10 protein-coding genes are annotated in these 17367 nt (G+C 61.6%); 6 read left to right on the top strand and 4 right to left on the bottom strand.

Features of this window, described 5'->3' with window-relative positions; all coding sequences use genetic code 11:
• Nucleotides 1-18 precede the first annotated feature (18 nt).
• Nucleotides 19-765 carry a precorrin-4 C(11)-methyltransferase gene (gene cobM / locus HX866_RS25815; RefSeq protein WP_177140649.1) on the top strand — a complete coding sequence of 249 codons (747 nt, stop codon included), beginning with the start codon at nucleotides 19-21 and terminating at the stop codon, nucleotides 763-765.
• A 20-nt stretch (nucleotides 766-785) separates the two neighbouring features.
• Nucleotides 786-1217, top strand: coding sequence for an NUDIX hydrolase (locus HX866_RS25810; RefSeq protein ID WP_177140648.1), 432 nt, complete (start codon nucleotides 786-788; stop codon nucleotides 1215-1217).
• A 167-nt stretch (nucleotides 1218-1384) separates the two neighbouring features.
• Here HX866_RS25810 and nfuA read toward each other — a convergent pair whose 3' ends face one another.
• A complete protein-coding gene (nfuA, locus tag HX866_RS25805; protein ID WP_100943656.1) occupies nucleotides 1385-1969 on the bottom strand; it encodes a Fe-S biogenesis protein NfuA in 585 nt (194 codons plus the stop codon).
• Nucleotides 1970-2103: 134 nt separating this feature from the next.
• Entirely contained in the window at nucleotides 2104-4395 is a 2292-nt protein-coding gene (locus HX866_RS25800) for a fatty acid cis/trans isomerase (protein ID WP_177123912.1), read from the bottom strand.
• Between the two features lie 154 nt (nucleotides 4396-4549).
• Here HX866_RS25800 and metH point away from each other — a divergent pair, with 154 nt between their 5' ends.
• Together metH and HX866_RS25790 are read left to right on the top strand one after the other, a co-directional pair.
• Nucleotides 4550-8260 (top strand): methionine synthase, encoded by a 3711-nt coding sequence (gene metH, locus HX866_RS25795; RefSeq protein WP_177140647.1) that lies wholly within the window; start codon nucleotides 4550-4552, stop codon nucleotides 8258-8260.
• 54 nt (nucleotides 8261-8314) lie between these two features.
• Entirely contained in the window at nucleotides 8315-8533 is a 219-nt protein-coding gene (locus HX866_RS25790; RefSeq protein WP_177140646.1) for a DUF2970 domain-containing protein, read from the top strand.
• Between the two features lie 13 nt (nucleotides 8534-8546).
• On the opposite strand, the gene HX866_RS25785 is transcribed toward HX866_RS25790, so the two are convergent.
• Nucleotides 8547-9620, bottom strand: a complete 1074-nt coding sequence (locus HX866_RS25785) for an ABC transporter substrate-binding protein (protein ID WP_177097522.1) — start codon at nucleotides 9618-9620, stop codon at nucleotides 8547-8549.
• Between the two features lie 607 nt (nucleotides 9621-10227).
• On the opposite strand from HX866_RS25785, the gene HX866_RS25780 reads away from it, so the two are divergent.
• A complete protein-coding gene (locus tag HX866_RS25780) occupies nucleotides 10228-11886 on the top strand; it encodes a nitrite/sulfite reductase (protein ID WP_177097523.1) in 1659 nt (552 codons plus the stop codon).
• Entirely contained in the window at nucleotides 11870-12364 is a 495-nt protein-coding gene (locus HX866_RS25775; RefSeq protein ID WP_177097524.1) for a DUF934 domain-containing protein, read from the top strand. Before HX866_RS25780 ends, HX866_RS25775 begins: the two co-directional genes overlap by 17 nt.
• A gap of 40 nt (nucleotides 12365-12404) precedes the next feature.
• Here the strand turns inward: HX866_RS25775 and HX866_RS25770 are convergent, their stop codons facing one another.
• Entirely contained in the window at nucleotides 12405-17249 is a 4845-nt protein-coding gene (locus HX866_RS25770) for an NEL-type E3 ubiquitin ligase domain-containing protein (RefSeq protein WP_177097525.1), read from the bottom strand.
• Nucleotides 17250-17367 lie beyond the last annotated feature (118 nt).

Genomic DNA, 17367 nt, shown 5'->3' with positions numbered 1-17367 from the left:
GCCCGTTCAGAGAGTGTCATGACCGTCTATTTCATCGGCGCCGGCCCCGGCGACCCGGAACTCATCACCGTCAAGGGCCAGCGCCTGATCCGTAGTTGCCCGGTGATCATCTACGCCGGTTCCCTGGTGCCTGAAGCCGTCCTGCAAGGTCACAGCGCGACCCAGGTGGTCAACAGCGCCGAACTGCACCTGGAACAGATCATCGACCTGATCAAGGCCGCCGACGCCCTGGGCCAGGACGTGGCACGGGTGCATTCGGGTGATCCTTCGCTTTACGGCGCCATTGGCGAACAGATCCGCCATCTGCGTGAACTGGGCATCGCCTATGAAATCATCCCCGGCGTGACCGCGACCGCCGCCTGCGCTGCGTTGCTCGGTGTCGAGCTGACGCTGCCGGATATTTCCCAAAGCGTGATCCTGACCCGTTATGCCGACAAGACCTCGATGCCGGCTGGCGAGGAACTGGCCAGCCTGGCCCAGCACAAGGCGACCATGGCGATTCATCTGGGGGTCAATCACCTGGCCAGAATCATCGACGAACTGTTGCCGCACTACGGCGCCGACTGCCCGATCGCGGTGATCCATCGTGCTACCTGGCCTGACCAGGACTGGGTGCAAGGGACGCTTGCCGATATTCTGGCCAAGGTCGAGGCCAAGGGTTTTCGGCGCACGGCCTTGATCCTGGTGGGTCGGGTCCTGGCCGGCGAACACTTCAGCGAGTCTTCGCTGTATCGCGCCGGCCACGCCCACCTTTATCGACCTTAGATCGCCTGGAGGATCACCCAATGTCCGAACCGCTGTTTTCCGGCGCCAAGCTGGCCCTGCTCTGTGGCGATGAACTGCTGACCTATCTGCGGGACATGAAGGACAGTATTCCCTATCCCGGGCATTGGGACTTTGCCGGCGGCGGTCGTGAGGGCGAGGAGACACCGAGCGAATGTGCGCTGCGGGAGCTGGACGAGGAGTTTTCCCTGCGTATCGGGGCCGAGCGAATCGAGTGGGCGCGGCGTTATCCCAGCGTTACCCAGCCCAATACCCACTCGTGGTTTCTGGTGGGGCAACTGAGCCTTGGGGAAATTGAGACGATTCGATTTGGCGACGAAGGCCAGTACTGGCGGATGATGTCGATTGCCGAGTACCTGGAACACCCGTTGGGCGTGCCCTACCTGCAGGATCGTTTGCGCGACTATCTGAAGAGCCTTGGGGCTGGCCTGTAGTTGTGTGCTGGGGCTGAGTGCCTCTGTGGCGAGGGGCTTGCCCACGCTCGACTGCGCAGCAGTCGTAAAACCGATCACCGTGTTCTACCTGACACACCGCAATCACCGGTTTTAGGGCCGCTGCGCGCCCCAGCGCGGGCAAGCCCGCTCGCCACAATCTACCGAACTCAGTAGTAGGCGTTTTCTTTCTGCGTATGGTCGGTTACATCACGTACACCCTTGAGCTCGGGAATCCGCTCGAGCAAGGTCCGCTCGATGCCTTCGCGCAAGGTCACGTCGGCCTGGCCGCAGCCCTGGCAACCACCGCCGAACTGCAACACGGCGATGCCGTCTTCAACCACTTCGATCAGGCTGACCTGGCCGCCGTGGCTGGCCAGCCCCGGGTTGATTTCGGTTTGCAGGTAGTAGTTGATACGCTCGTTGACCGGGCTGTCGGCATTGACCATCGGCACCTTGGCGTTTGGCGCCTTGATGGTCAGCTGGCCGCCCATACGGTCGGTGGCATAATCGACCACCGCATCATCGAGGAAGGCTTCGCTGAAGGAATCGATCCACGCGGTGAAGCTTTTCAGCCCCAGGGCAGTGTCTTCAGGTTTTTCTTCACCCGGCTTGCAGTAGGCAATGCAGGTTTCGGCGTACTGGGTACCCGGCTGGGTAATGAAAACGCGGATGCCGATCCCCGGAGTGTTCTGCTTCGACAGCAGATCAGCCAGATAATCGTGGGCGGCATCAGTAATAGTTATGGCGCTCATGGAATCTCCTCACAGACTTGCCGCCAGTTTACGCCAATCGAGCCGCCGGACAAAGTCCTAGTATTTTTGTCGGAAAAGCAGCGGCCGCTCCTGCACCGCTTCCACCCGCAACGCCGAGAACAGAAGCCCCGCCCTCAAAGGTTCTCATAGCGGTTCATATCCAGCACACCGGCGTTCACCGGGTCGGTTTCCTTCAGGTAGGTGGTCAGGTCGTGGAAATACTGCCAGAACTGCGGATGACTGCGACGAATCCCCCAGCGCTGGACGATTTGCTCAAATCCCGCAGCATCCTTGGCCTGCTCCATGGCGTCGACAAACGCCGGCACCTGATCCGCCGGAATATTGAACATGAAGTTCGGGTAGCTGCTCAACACACCGGGGTAGATCGTCAACGTATCCAGCCCCGGCTGGTAGCGATAAGCCTCGCCGAGCATAAAGGCCACGTTGCTGTGGGCGCGGTTGCGCAGCAGGCTGTAGATCTCGCGCTTGCCGGTGCGGGTCTCGATGCGCAACATCGTCGCTTCCGGCAACTGGTCGATGACCTTGAGCCCTGCCGCCGGACGCGAAGTCAGGCGACTCAGGGACTGTTCGGCCTCTTGCAACCCCGGGTCGATATTCGGACGTGAGCAGTAGGCGCCTTCACAGCGATTGATCGGGTCCGGATGGGCGTTGAGATCGCCGTAGCGCAGCAGCAACTGCCTGGCAAAATCACGCTTGGGGTCCTTTTCATCGAGTTTCAGGGCACTCGGCTTGCTGTCGTCGATATGCTCGTAGTCCAGCCACATCTTCAGCTTGCCGCTGTTCTGGTACCAGTCATCGAGGTAAGCATCGCGCGAATCCGCCGGCATCAGGCGCAGGAAGTTCTGCTCGGCGCCGTTGCGGATCAGGTCGAAGTACAGCCGCGTCTGCGCCTGGTGCGACACGTTGCCGAACACATCGAAGTTCACCGCCAGTTGGTAATAGGTCCGCTCCAGCAGCGGGTAATCGAACAACCACAGGGTCTGCGGCACCTCGCCGATCAAGCCCTTGCTGACCGTGGCACTGTCGAAATGGCGGAAAATGCTCACCAGGGCATTGTCGTTGCCGGCCCACAAGCTCGACCAGCTCGGCGCCCGGACATTGGCATAGGCGTCCCGACGCAAGGCTTCATACTCGTTGCGCTTGTCGCGGTAAGCCAACCACAGGCCCAGCACACTGCCGACATCGTCGTTCTGCCCAGGCATCGCCAGCAGCGGCGTGGCGGCGCTGCGATAAACCGGGTCGGTGATATACAGGTCATGCTCCGGCGCCTGGAACAGCGCCCAGAAGTTGTCGCGAATCACGTCGGTAGCAATCTGCCCGCGACAGACCGGCCCGCGGATAAAGGTGTCGACGAAATACTCGGCGTTATCGAGCATGAACTGATAACGCGCCGCCACCGGAATCGCTTCGAAGGTCTCGAACGGGTTGGCCCGGCGCTGCGGGCCGTAGCCCGGCAAGGCACTGACCTGCCAGTTGCCGCTGTAGAACAGGGTCTTGACCCGGGCCATCTTCGCCGCACTGAGGGCGTAGGTGATATGAGTCTTGTGCACGATCACGCCCTGCACCGGCCATAAGCGGTAATACACCTGGACACCCGGGTCATCGTTCGGTCGGCGGGTATTGATCAGGTCGATGGGCTGGCCGCTCGGCGTGCGCGAACGCACCCACTGGAAGAAGTGCCCCGACGCGCCGCCGTCGAAATAGATGTGGGCCAGGAACCAGTGCTCATAGAGCCAGCGCGCCACCAGGCTTTCCCGGGCCCCTGGGGCGTTGAGCAGGTTTTCCCATTGGGCAATCTGCAACGACTCCTTCGCGTTCGGCGCCAAGGCCTGCTCATCCATCGGCGCACCGGAGGCCAACCAGCGTTGCAGCGTCTGATACTGCTGATCGGTCAGCCCGGTCACGGCCAGGGGCATGCCCTCTTTCGGATGGGCACCGGCATACGCGTCGAACTCGCCGGGCAGCGGGCACATGTTCTCGCGGCTCAGGCCCAGCACGATTTCTTCCGGCAGCTTGGCATTGGGCTGCAACGGTGCCCGATGACCAAGTTCGAGCATGCGCGCCATCAGCGCCGCCTGGCTGCCCTGGGCATCCAGCACGGAGTAGAACTGCTTTTGCTGCCACTGCCGCGGAGTATGCCCATCGATATACAGGCGGGTGGGCTCGGAGGCGTCGCTGCGGTCGCCGTTGTACACCGGAATCTTCGAGGCGCCACGCGCCGCGCCCTCGGCACTGCCCAGATTGAGCTGGCACGCCGCGTCGTAGCAGGCATGGCAGGCCACGCACTTCTCGGTGAAGATCGGCTGAACGTCGCGGGTGTAGGAAATCGCCGGAGCCAGACCTTGCGCCTGCGTGGCACTGCTCAGCATCAACAGTAGGAATAGGCTGAAAAATCGGTAAGGCATGGCCCTGGCCCTGAAAATAAAAAAACGCTGTGATTCTACAGGGTCATCGCCCTTTCAACATGAGCGATATTCATGCGCAACCTCGGAAGGCTATAGAAGCACACAGGTTTGCTATGATCGCGGCTCTTCTGTATCCGTCTTTCCAGGTAGTCCCATGTCTGATCGCAGTGCTCGCCTACACGCTCTCCAGCAAGCTCTCAAAGAACGTATCCTGATTCTTGATGGCGGCATGGGCACCATGATCCAGAGCTACAAGCTCGAGGAAGAGGACTATCGCGGCAAACGTTTCGCCGACTGGCCCAGCGACGTCAAGGGTAACAACGACCTGCTGGTCATCACCCGTCCGGACGTGATCGGTTCGATCGAGAAAGCCTACCTGGATGCCGGCGCGGATATCCTGGAAACCAACACCTTCAACGCCACCCAGGTGTCCCAGGCCGACTACGGCATGGAAGCGCTGGTCTACGAACTGAACGTGGAAGGCGCCCGCCTGGCCCGTAAAGTGGCCGACGCCAAAACCCTGGAGACCCCGGACAAGCCACGTTTCGTCGCCGGCGTCCTCGGCCCGACCAGCCGCACCTGCTCGCTGTCGCCGGACGTGAACAACCCCGGCTACCGCAACGTGACCTTCGATGAACTGGTGGAAAACTACACCGAAGCCACCAAGGGCCTGATCGAAGGCGGCGCCGACCTGATCCTGATCGAAACCATCTTCGACACCCTGAACGCCAAGGCCGCGATCTTCGCCGTGCAAGGCGTGTATGAAGAGCTCGGCTTTTCACTGCCGATCATGATCTCCGGCACCATCACCGATGCCTCCGGCCGCACCCTGTCCGGCCAGACCACCGAAGCCTTCTGGAACTCCGTGGCCCACGCCAAGCCGATCTCGGTCGGCTTGAACTGCGCCCTCGGCGCCAGCGAGTTGCGCCCGTACCTGGAAGAGCTGTCGAACAAGGCCAGCACCCACGTTTCCGCGCACCCCAACGCCGGCCTGCCGAACGAATTCGGCGAGTATGACGAACTGCCGGAAGAAACCGCCAAGGTCATCGAGGAGTTCGCCCAGAGCGGCTTCCTGAACATCGTCGGCGGTTGCTGCGGGACCACCCCCGGGCACATCGCCGCCATCGCCAAGGCCGTTGCCGGCTACGCGCCACGGCCTATTCCGGAGATTCCCAAGGCCTGCCGCCTGTCGGGCCTGGAGCCGTTCACCATCGATCGCCAATCGTTGTTCGTCAACGTCGGCGAGCGGACCAACATCACCGGTTCCGCCCGTTTCGCCCGGCTGATCCGCGAGGACAACTACACCGAAGCCCTTGAAGTCGCCCTGCAGCAGGTGGAAGCCGGCGCCCAGGTGATCGACATCAACATGGACGAGGGCATGCTCGACTCGAAGAAGGCCATGGTCACCTTCCTCAACCTGATCGCCGGCGAACCGGATATCTCCCGCGTCCCGATCATGATCGACTCCTCCAAGTGGGAAGTGATCGAAGCCGGCCTCAAGTGCATCCAGGGCAAGGGCATCGTCAACTCCATCAGCATGAAGGAAGGCGTCGAGCAGTTCATTCATCACGCCAAGCTGTGCAAGCGCTACGGCGCCGCCGTGGTGGTGATGGCCTTCGACGAGGCCGGCCAGGCCGACACCGAAGCGCGCAAGAAGGAAATCTGCAAACGCTCCTATGACATCCTGGTGAACGACGTCGGCTTCCCGCCGGAAGACATCATCTTCGACCCGAACATCTTCGCCGTCGCCACCGGTATCGAGGAGCACAACAACTACGCCGTCGATTTCATCAACGCCTGCGCCTATATCCGTGACGAGTTGCCCCATGCGCTGACCAGCGGCGGCGTGTCCAACGTGTCCTTCTCGTTCCGCGGCAACAACCCGGTGCGCGAGGCGATCCACTCGGTGTTCCTGCTGTATGCGATCCGCAACGGCCTGACCATGGGTATCGTCAACGCCGGCCAACTGGAGATCTACGACCAGATCCCGGTGGAACTGCGCGACGCCGTCGAGGACGTGATCCTCAACCGCACCCCGGAAGGCACCGACGCCCTCCTCGCCATCGCCGACAAGTACAAGGGCGACGGCAGCGTCAAGGAAGCCGAGACCGAGGAATGGCGCGGCTGGCCCGTCAACAAGCGCCTGGAACACGCCCTGGTCAAGGGCATCACCACCCACATCGTTGAAGACACCGAAGAATCGCGCCAGTCCTTCAAGCGTCCGATCGAGGTGATCGAAGGCCCGCTGATGTCCGGCATGAACATCGTCGGCGACCTGTTCGGCGCCGGGAAAATGTTCCTGCCCCAGGTGGTGAAATCCGCCCGGGTCATGAAGCAGGCGGTCGCCCACCTGATCCCGTTCATCGAACTGGAGAAAGGCGACAAGCCGGAAGCCAAGGGCAAGATCCTGATGGCCACGGTCAAGGGCGACGTCCACGACATCGGCAAGAACATCGTCGGCGTGGTGCTCGGTTGCAACGGCTACGATATCGTCGACCTCGGCGTGATGGTCCCGGCGGAGAAGATCCTGCAGGTGGCCAAGGAGCAGAAGTGCGACATCATCGGGCTGTCCGGCCTGATCACCCCGTCCCTGGATGAAATGGTCCATGTCGCCCGGGAAATGCAGCGCCAGGACTTCCACCTGCCGTTGATGATCGGCGGCGCGACCACCTCCAAGGCCCACACGGCGGTGAAGATCGAACCACGCTACAGCAACGACGCGGTGATCTACGTCACCGACGCCTCCCGCGCCGTCGGCGTGGCGACCCAGCTGCTGTCCAAGGAACTCAAGCCCGGCTTCGTCCAGAGGACCCGCGATGAATATGTCGAAGTCCGCGAGCGTACCGCCAATCGCAGCGCCCGTACCGAGCGCCTGAGCTACCCGGTGGCCATCGCCAAGAAGCCGCAGTTCGACTGGAGCGGCTACCAGCCGGTCAAGCCGACCTTCACCGGCAGCCAGGTACTGGACAACATCGACCTCAAGGTCCTGGCCGAATACATCGACTGGACCCCGTTCTTTATCTCCTGGGACCTGGCCGGCAAATTCCCGCGCATTCTCGAAGACGAAGTGGTCGGCGAAGCCGCCAGCGCCCTCTATGCCGATGCGCGGGAAATGCTCGACAAGCTGATCAACGAGAAGCTGATCAGCGCCCGCGCGGTATTCGGCTTCTGGCCGGCCAACCAGGTGCAGGACGATGACCTGGAAGTCTATGGCGACGACGGCCAGCCAATCGCCAGGCTGCACCACCTGCGCCAGCAGATCATCAAGACCGACGGCAAGCCGAACTTCTCCCTGGCCGACTTCGTCGCGCCAAAAGACAGTGGCATCACCGACTACGTGGGTGGCTTTATCACCACCGCCGGGATCGGTGCCGAAGAAGTCGCCAAGGCCTATCAGGACAAAGGCGACGACTACAACTCGATCATGGTCAAGGCCCTCGCCGACCGCCTGGCCGAGGCCTGCGCCGAATGGCTGCACCAGCAGGTGCGGAAAAACCACTGGGGCTACGCCAAGGACGAGGCGCTGGACAACGAAGCGCTGATCAAGGAGCAATACAGCGGTATTCGCCCGGCACCCGGCTATCCGGCCTGCCCCGACCATACCGAGAAAGGCACCTTGTTCGCCCTGCTCGACCCGCAGGCCAGCGAAGGCAAGGCCGGGAAAAGCGGCGTGTTCCTCACCGAGCACTACGCGATGTTCCCGGCAGCAGCCGTCAGCGGCTGGTATTTCGCCCATCCGCAGGCGCAGTACTTCGCCGTCGGCAAGATCGACAAGGACCAGGTGCAAAGCTACACCGAGCGCAAGGGCCAGGACCTGAGCGTCAGTGAGCGCTGGCTGGCGCCGAACCTGGGCTACGACAACTAAACCAGGGGGAATTGTCTATGCTCTCCACACACAACCTTGTGTGTGGAGGACCTCATGGACGATCCGATCGACAACAAGCCCCCGACCTTCTGGCAGATGCTCCACAGCGTGATGGCCGCGGCCTTTGGTGTACAAAGCGGGAAGAACCGTGCCCGCGACTTCACCCACGGCAAGCCGAGCCATTTCGTGGCGATCGGGGTGTTGTTCACGGCGGTGTTCGGATTGACGCTCTACGCTGTCGTCAAGCTGGTGCTGCACTTCGCCGGGGTCTGAAGCCCGGCGCAGCTCAGTGCAGCACGGTTTTCAGGGAAAACGGGTAGCGATAGCCGTCCGGCTTGCCCCGGGCACTCAGGGCCCTGAAATCGACGCGGTAATCTTCGCTGACGCTGTATTTCAACAGTTTCTCGGCCTGGGCCTTGTCGATCAACTCCAGCACCGGGATCTGCCGTTCGCGGCCGCCATGGCGAATGAAGTCGACGCCGTCGGCATCGTCACGCAGCAACACCATGGCCCAGCCGCCCAAGGTGAAATGCCCGGCCAATAGCACGCTCAGGCGCCCATCGATACTGGCCCGCAGCGCATCCGGGGAATTGTTGACGGCACTGAACAGCACATCCCGCCCCGCCCGACGCCCGGCCTTTTCAAAGGCGGCCATGGCACCCAGGGCCATTTCGTCGTTGGCGGCCCAGACCAGCGATGTCTGCGGGTAACGCCGAATCATCTGTTCGGCCTGGTCAAAAGCGCGCTGACGACTCCATTCGCCGTAGACCAACTGTCGCAGGTGCACCTGCGGGTACTCCGCCAGGGCCCGACGCAGGCCTTGCTCGCGCAACTGCGAAGCCGGGGTGAGTTTCATCCCGGAAAAGGCCAAAAGGTCGATGGGTTGTCCCGGCGCCTGCTGCAGGCGTTGCCGGACCAACTCCTTGAGCATCAGGTAGCCGGCCTGCTCGTCGTTCTGCACCAGGCTGCCGAGCAGGTCAGGTGCCTCGCCGAAACGCTCGCCCTGATCCGCCGTCAGCGTATTGTTGACGATAAACAGCTTCACCCCATGCCCCTGGGCCATGCGCAGGATCTGCGGGGCGATGGATTGTTCGTTGACGAACACCAGGTAATCGGGCCGATGGGCCGACTGCAGGACTTCGTAGGCCTGGGCAACGCTGGTCTGCGGGTTGCGATCGCCATAATGCACCTGCAGTTCCAGGCCGAGGTTTCGCGCAGCCGCCTGCATGAAGCGGGTGTAACTGCCCCAGAAAGGCTCCGTCGCATGGCCCGGATTGAGAAACACCACGGTCGTGGCCTGGGCCATCGCCCAGAATGGCAGGCTCAGGATCAGCACTACCTTGCAGAGGTTCTTCAGCATGTCACCGCGTCTCGAAAAGTAGCGGCGCATGATAGCAAGCAAAATGCCTGCACCCTACGGCCAACCCTCAAGTTGCCCGACAACCCCCACCGTTCCCCTGTAGGAGCGAGCTTGCTCGCGATGCGTTCTGTCAGGCGACATCCCATTGACTGAAAGATTGCTATCGCGAGCAAGCTTGCTCCTACAGGGGGCGTGGGGGTGATTACGGCCCCTTCAGTGGTGGCTGACCCAGAATACAGCGGTGGCCACCACCAGGATGATCAGGAACAGAATCGCCCAGGCATCGACCGTGCTGTCGCTTTTCCTTGCTTTGACTGGATTGCTCATCGCATCGCCTCTTGTCGGTTTTATCGGTGATTGCTTCAAGACTCGGTGATAGTTAAGACGACAATTATCCTCACCACAACCAAGGTCTTTCCCGGGCGAATTTGCATATCGATTTTGGTTATGTACATATTCATAAACATCACTTTTGCGAATAACCGCAAGCTGCTATCTTTCGCCCGCTCCTTGCCGGAGTGCGCGGCCGTGCGCGCGGAATTGTTCAGGTAACGTGGTGGCGCCTCTGCTTTCGCGGGACCTATAAAAGCCTGAAAACAGGATCAATATGTACGTATACGACGAATACGATCAGCGGATCATCGAGGACCGCGTCAAGCAGTTCCGCGATCAGACCCGACGCTATCTGGCCGGTGAGCTCAGCGAAGAAGAGTTCCGCCCCCTGCGCCTGCAAAACGGCCTGTATGTCCAGCGTTTCGCCCCGATGCTGCGGGTGGCGGTGCCTTATGGCCAGCTGACTTCGCGCCAGGCGCGGATGATGGCGCGGATCGCCCGTGACTACGACAAGGGCTACGCCCACATCAGTACCCGGCAGAACGTGCAGTTCAACTGGCCGGCGCTGGAAGACGTGCCGGAAATCCTGGCTGAGCTGGCGACCGTGCAGATGCACGCAATTCAGACCAGCGGTAACTGCCTGCGCAACGTCACCACCGATCAGTTTGCCGGTGTCGCCGCCGACGAGTTGGTCGACCCGCGCCCGTGGTGCGAGATCGTTCGTCAGTGGACCACCTTCCACCCGGAATTCGCCTACCTGCCGCGCAAGTTCAAGATCGCCATCAACGGCTCGACCTCGGACCGCGCAGCCATCGAAGTCCATGACATCGGTCTTGAGCCGCTGTTCAACGCCGCCGGCGAACTGGGTTTCCGGGTTCTGGTCGGTGGCGGCCTGGGCCGTACCCCGGTGGTCGGTGCCTTTATCAACGAATTCCTGCCGTGGCAGGATCTGTTGAGCTACCTCGATGCAATCTTGCGGGTCTACAACCGCTACGGCCGTCGTGACAACAAGTACAAGGCGCGGATCAAGATCCTGGTCAAGGCCTTGACCCCGGAAGTCTTCGCCGAGAAGGTCGACGCGGAAATGGCCCACCTGCGTGGCGGCCAGACCACCCTCACCGACGCCGAAGTCCATCGTGTTGCCAAGCACTTCGTTGATCCGGACTACAAGACCCTGGGCAACCAGGTCGCCGAACTGGCCGAACTGGACCAGCAGCACCCAGGTTTCGCCCGTTGGCGTACCCGTAACACCCTGGCCCACAAAAAGCCCGGCTACGTGGCCGTGACCTTGTCCCTCAAGCCCACCGGCGTAGCGCCGGGCGACGTGACCGACAAGCAGTTCGATGCCATCGCCGATCTGGCCGACCGCTACAGCTTCGGCCAACTGCGCACCTCCCACGAGCAGAACATCATTCTTGCCGACGTGGAGCAGAGCCAACTGTTCACCCTCTGGGGCGAACTGCGCGAGAACGGTTTCGCCACGCCGAACATCGGCCTGCTGACCGACATCATCTGCTGCCCGGGCGGCGACTTCTGCTCCCTGGCCAACGCCAAGTCGATCCCGATCGCCGAGTCGATCCAGCGCCGCTTCGACGACCTCGACTACCTGTTCGATATCGGCGAGCTGGACCTGAACATCTCCGGCTGCATGAACGCCTGTGGTCACCACCACGTCGGCCATATCGGCATTCTCGGGGTGGACAAGAAAGGCGAAGAGTTCTACCAGGTGTCCCTCGGCGGCAGCGCCAGCCGTGACGCCAGCCTGGGCAAGATCCTCGGCCCGTCCTTCGCCCAGGACGCCATGCCCGACGTGATCTCCAAGCTGATCGATGTGTACGTGGAACAACGTACCGAAGACGAACGTTTTATCGACACCTACCAACGTATCGGTATCGACCTCTTCAAGGAACGCGTCTATGCAGCGAATCATTAAGAACAACGAGGTTGTCGACGAAACCTGGCACCTGCTGCCCAAGGACGCGACCCTCGATGGCATCACCAACTGCGATGACCTGATCGTCCCGCTGGCGCTGTGGCGCGAACACGCCCATGTCCTCAAGGCCCGCGACGGCGGCCTGGGCGTGTGGCTGGACGCGGAGGAGGAAGCCGAGGAAATCGGCGATGACGTCCAGCACTTCCAGGTGATTGCCCTGAACTTCCCGGCCTTCACCGACGGCCGCAACTACTCCAATGCCCGTCTGCTGCGCGACCGCTACGGCTACAAGGGTGAACTGCGGGCCATCGGCGACGTGCTGCGCGACCAACTGTTCTACCTGCACCGCTGCGGTTTCGATGCCTACGCCCTGCGCGCCGACAAGGACCCGTACGAAGCCCTGGAGAGCCTCAAGGATTTCTCGGTGACCTACCAGGCCGCCACTGACGAACCGCTACCGCTGTTCCGTCGACGCTGAGCCTGTCCGGCCCGGGCGCATCCTGCGCTCGGGCCGGCATTCATGAATCAAGCTCTTCCTCTGGAATCTTCTCCAGTGTTTGACGGGTCAGTATCAGTGTTTCCTTGGCCTGCGCCTCTCGCCACGCCTTGAGCTGATCGCCCATCCTTGCCTCCAGCTCGATATCTATGAACTCATGCCAAGCGGGGCTGCGCCTGCTCGTACGCAGCTTATCCAGCGCAGAGACAGCGACCTGGTGCTGCTCATTGATGTCCTTGAATTGAGCAGGGTTATGCTCTTTCAGGTACTCGATCCAGAACTCGCGACCCGCCAGGGCCTGTTCATACGCCGGGGTCTGCTCCCGGGCCAGGATCCTGGCATGGGCCGCCTCCAGGTCTTGCTCCGTCACCAGGGCCAACTCGGTAAAGGTCATGTGCCTGGGCTGGCCCGGCAAGTGCAGCCGTTCCCTGAGGCCGATGCGGTAGGCCAGCCTCACCTCAACCGGATCGACCCGTGCCGTGCCGAGCACCTTCAGCCGCGCATCGATATTCGCCTGAGCCAGGGTCTCGACCTCATCCAGGCGCCACAAGCCGCGGGCCAGCTTCAGCAAATTCAGTTCAGTCGCGGCCGGGGTGCCTGCGGCCATTGCCCTCGCCTGATTCACCAGGACCTTGACCTCAATGTCGCTGAAGACCAGCTCCGCACCATCGGAACAGGTCTGCGGATGGGAGGCAGAGACAAACAGCTCTTCGCGCAGTTCGGTGTATTGACTGGCCGCATCCATGACCTGCCAGACCCGCAGGCTCAAATCCTCGCGTGCTTCGCGGTACTCCGCGGTACTCGTCAGATCCGCCAGCAGCCTGAAAAAGGCGCCGGAACCTTGCTGTCGATAAAGCAACTGCCACTGCCGTTCCTTCCGGACCCTCTGCTCGGCGGAGACAACCTCCAGCCAGTGGTCGCACTCACGTAGCGACGGAGTCCGGCGCACGGCATGGGGACGCTGCCGGCCCGGGGTATCGATGCCGAAGTTGATGCCGGTTTCGCGCTCATAACGTTGCAAGCGCTGCATGCCCTCAATCGAAAGCGGCGGATTGTCGTGCAGGTGGGTCACCCGGTTGATGGAAGCGGGCCCGGCGTAAATCGCCTCGGGAATCGTCGATATGCGGTTGTCCCGCAAGTCCACACGCTGCAGGTTGCGCAATCTCGACAGGCCCACAGGCCAGCGATCCAGCTCGCCATGACGCAGCAGCAAGCTCTCCAGATCGCTCATCTGGCTGACATCAGGCGACAGGAGCAAAGGATTGTCCGAAAGATTGAGAAACCTGAGCCGGGTCAGGCTCGCCAACAAAGCCGATGCCTGGGCGTTCAGCACGATCTGGTTGCCCGGCAGGTGCAGATGGGCCAACGCGGGCATTTCCGCCAGCTCCGCCGGCAGGCTGCTCAGATGGTTGAAACCCATGGACAACCAGTGCAATTGCCGGAAGCACGACAGGAAGGAGACCTCGGTGCTGGCAATGGCCATGTCATTCATGAACAGAAAGCCCACATGACTGAAGTCGGCGGTAATGCTCGGCAAATCGCCGACGCGCATGCCCAGCAGGTCCAGTTCATAGAAGTAGCGCCCCCCCAGCAGGTTGCGATTGGACTGTTTCCTCCAGCAGGCCAGGATCGCATCGGCCACCCGCTGCTTGTTGTCGAGGGCCACGGGAGCGACTTGCAAGGTACCCCGAACCCGTCTCCAGGTCTGGCGTTGTACCCATTTGTCCAGCGTGGAAAACAACAACTCATATTCCTCCCGCAGGCGTTCGAGTTCCACCAGGCAAGCCGACTCGGGCAGACGCAGCGAGGTGAGAAATTCCCCCACCTCTTCCGAGGTAAATCCCGGATACAGGTCACGCACACGAGCGGTCAATCGCTCGGAATAACCCAGGATCCTGCCGCCATCGCTCATCGGGTAGCCGATGCGCCCCGAGGCCAGGCGCATCGGCGGCCTGAACCGACGATTGAAAGGGGCCAGGCCCAGCGTCTCCTGAGCGGCATAGGGGTCTCGGGCAATCTGACCGAGAATCTGTTCCTTGAGCCAGTCACCTCGATTCGCGCCGCCGACGCCGAGGGTTATACGATCAGGTTCGGGCAAGGCACGAGCCATGGCGTCAAACATGTTATTCGCCCCGCCCAGGAGCCGCCCCGAGTGATCGAAGGCGTTGTACTCCCGACCGACCTTGAGAATCACCCGGGGCGTGGCGGTATGCGGGTCTCCCACCGCTTCAACGGCCTCGCTGGTAAAGAGCAGTTTGCGCAGCTCGATCCGCAATCCCGTGGCCGGCCAACCCGGCAACAACCCCAGCGTATGCAAAGCAAGACGGTCTGCCTGGGCATATTGCGGGGCCAGCAGATACCAGCTCTCGCACACGCGGTTAAGCTTCAATTGCTTGAGGTACCAACGGATTTCTTCCGAAAACCGCAACGGCACCCGTTCGCTCAAGAGATCAAGCTCGGCGCTACTGGCGTGGGCGATCAATTCCCGGGCGACACTTCCCGGCAATCCGGGGTACACCCCGAGAATACGATTGACCCTGGCGTCCTCGGTTTTCTCGCCCGCCGCATACAGCTCATCGAACAGCCATTGCCTGCGCTGCCCGGCCCATTGCCTGAGGCGCCGGTTCAATAGCCGGACACGCGCCCCACTATCCGTCGGTTCGGCGCCCAGCAGCGCCTGGCGCTCGGGCTCGCTCAGCATGCTCAACGCCGACTTGAGCAGGTCGCCATTCTTGAGCTGTGACTCGATGATCTGCAGCGAAGAAAATTGTTCGGACACGCGCTGGCCGTATTCCTCCATGACGTCACCCGCGCCATTGAACACCTGGATAACACGGTTTTCCGGCCAGTCGGGCAGCGTGGTCAACAGCCGCAAGCGCAGATCGCCCTGTTCCTGCGTGCGCGAGATGGCATCGGGCACCTCGCCGATAAAATCGCTGATGCTCTGGTCGATCCTGAAGCGCCTGATGGTATCGAGCAGCAGTGCGGGCACCGGCCGGTTGTCCGCCAGGGCGCTGCGCAACACATTCTCCTGCGCCGAGCAGAGCTGGCGGATTTGCAGGCGCAGCTTGTTGCCAAGTCCGATCATGGGTTCACCGAGACGCCGGAACAATTGCTCCACGGGCCAGTCCACCACTCGCTCGTAGATCGTTCGCCAGGCTCCCGTGCGGTTGAACATGAGCGGCACGGCGTGGAAATCCCCGTCGCCGGGATGCTCGATCTGCCATTGCAGGCGAGCCCTGTCAAACCTCACGGCATAGAGCTTTCCCGACAGCGGCAGATAGTGCTTGCCCAGGAACGGATAAAGCCCCAGCTCATTGGCTTGGAGATCCTCCGGCAGGCGGATATCACTCTCATAGGGGGCAAGGTCGCCCCGCCATAACCGGCGCCCGCCTTCCGGTGCTTCAACGGGGATCAAGGCATCCACCGAAGCCGGGGCCAGGGCCTTGTACAGGGCCTTGCCGCCCTTCACCACCCCCGCCCCGCCCACAAACAGGGCAACATCTTCGGTCACCGCCATCAGGTAGCCGAGCGCCTCGCGCTTTTCCCCGAGCTGCCAAGCCGCAAATCCGTCATACAACTCCACGACCACTTTCACCACGGCGGCCGCCAGGATGATCTGGCTGATCACCGGCACGAACGACAAGGCCAGCGCCAGCAGACTCAAACCGACTTCGCGATAAGCGTCCAGGCGCTCTTGGCGCACCCTGGCATCGACATCGGCGGTGGGCACCGCCAGTTGCCGCGCGTGCGCCTTGATCTGGAGATAGCGCTGCTGCTGAAAGCTCTCGAACAGATCGCCCTCGATAGGCACTTCGGTCAACGGAACATATTGGAGGATCGCCGGTACCGGTGGCCACTTGCTGTTCAGCGGGAACAAAGTGCTCTTCAGGGTCCGAAAGAATCGCAACCGGTGTTGCTCGGGGACAAAACGGGCAAAGAACTTCTGGTAGGACGGGTCTCGGAGTTTCAGGGTCAGATCGTGCTCAAAGAGCAGAAAGTGACTGTAGTGCGTCAACGGGCCACGCGGATCACCCGGAATATAGACAATGCACGGCGATCTCGCGCCCTCCTCCAGCTTGGGACCTATGACCACCCAGCCGCTCAACTCGACACCGAGCATTTTCATCCGGCTGCAATGCAGCCGTTCGCCACCGAGGGTCAAACCGGCCTGCCCCTTGACCAGTTCCGCCAGCAAGGCGTAAGTCACGGCGGTGATCTGGCCCTTCAGGTAGGCAATATCGGCGGTCACCGCCAGCGTCTGTTTGTCATACTCGGCAAAGTGCCGCTGTACCGACGAGGTCCCCTTGGCCGGGGAAGGATTGAGCACGCTGTCGATATGCGTCTGATACAAGGCTCCCAGATCCAGTGTTCGGCAGAGCCAGGCAAAGTCCTCGGGGGCAAGCGGCCTGTTGCTGCCGGCAGCCTGCCCGGGAAACCGGATAATCGCCTTGCCTTCCAGAGCACCCCGCTCGGCCTCACCGGCCTCGAAGTTCTGCAGGGCGGCTTCCAGCAATGTCTGGCTGTGGGTGAAGGTATAGAGTTTGTCCTCGAAGATACCGGACAGGTAAGTGGCATCGAGCCTGACGAACTCGCCCTCCTGCAGTTCCTGGTCACCGCTGATCTGTCGCTCCAGCGCCTGGACCAGACGCGGCGTGCAGAACACATCGATCTTCTGCAACTGCTTCATGATCTGCCGGACTTCATGCCTCGAAGTCTCCAGAGCCACCAGGTGCTCATGAAACAGCAAGCGCATTTCCGGCGCGGCCTGGTAGAGCCAAGGAGGAATCTTCTCCTTGACCGTATTGAAATGAATGCCTGCCGCGGGCGGCACCGGGCCTGGCTCAACGATATTTGTTTCTTCCATGGCAATCGACCTGGATGTCCATTAAAGGCTCCAGCGTATTGATCGCATGACGGGAAAGAGGGGTACTTATAGCTGGTGGGATGGCCTCCCTCGATGAATAACGATGGAGGCCGACCGG

The organism is Pseudomonas gingeri (assembly GCF_013386165.1).
In the GTDB taxonomy this organism is placed as follows: Bacteria; Pseudomonadota; Gammaproteobacteria; order Pseudomonadales; family Pseudomonadaceae; genus Aquipseudomonas; species Aquipseudomonas gingeri_C.
This window is presented reverse-complemented; position numbering and strand designations above follow the sequence as displayed.

Excerpts from the sequence above, each read along its gene's own strand:
- cobM (WP_177140649.1), top strand. The coding sequence starts at position 19 with ATGACCGTCTATTTCATCGGCGCCGGCCCCGGCGACCCGGAACTCATC.
- HX866_RS25810 (WP_177140648.1), top strand. The coding sequence starts at position 786 with ATGTCCGAACCGCTGTTTTCCGGCGCCAAGCTGGCCCTGCTCTGTGGC.
- nfuA (WP_100943656.1), bottom strand. The coding sequence starts at position 1,969 with ATGAGCGCCATAACTATTACTGATGCCGCCCACGATTATCTGGCTGAT.
- HX866_RS25800 (WP_177123912.1), bottom strand. The coding sequence starts at position 4,395 with ATGCCTTACCGATTTTTCAGCCTATTCCTACTGTTGATGCTGAGCAGT.
- metH (WP_177140647.1), top strand. The coding sequence starts at position 4,550 with ATGTCTGATCGCAGTGCTCGCCTACACGCTCTCCAGCAAGCTCTCAAA.
- HX866_RS25790 (WP_177140646.1), top strand. The coding sequence starts at position 8,315 with ATGGACGATCCGATCGACAACAAGCCCCCGACCTTCTGGCAGATGCTC.
- HX866_RS25785 (WP_177097522.1), bottom strand. The coding sequence starts at position 9,620 with ATGCTGAAGAACCTCTGCAAGGTAGTGCTGATCCTGAGCCTGCCATTC.
- HX866_RS25780 (WP_177097523.1), top strand. The coding sequence starts at position 10,228 with ATGTACGTATACGACGAATACGATCAGCGGATCATCGAGGACCGCGTC.
- HX866_RS25775 (WP_177097524.1), top strand. The coding sequence starts at position 11,870 with ATGCAGCGAATCATTAAGAACAACGAGGTTGTCGACGAAACCTGGCAC.
- HX866_RS25770 (WP_177097525.1), bottom strand. The coding sequence starts at position 17,249 with ATGGAAGAAACAAATATCGTTGAGCCAGGCCCGGTGCCGCCCGCGGCA.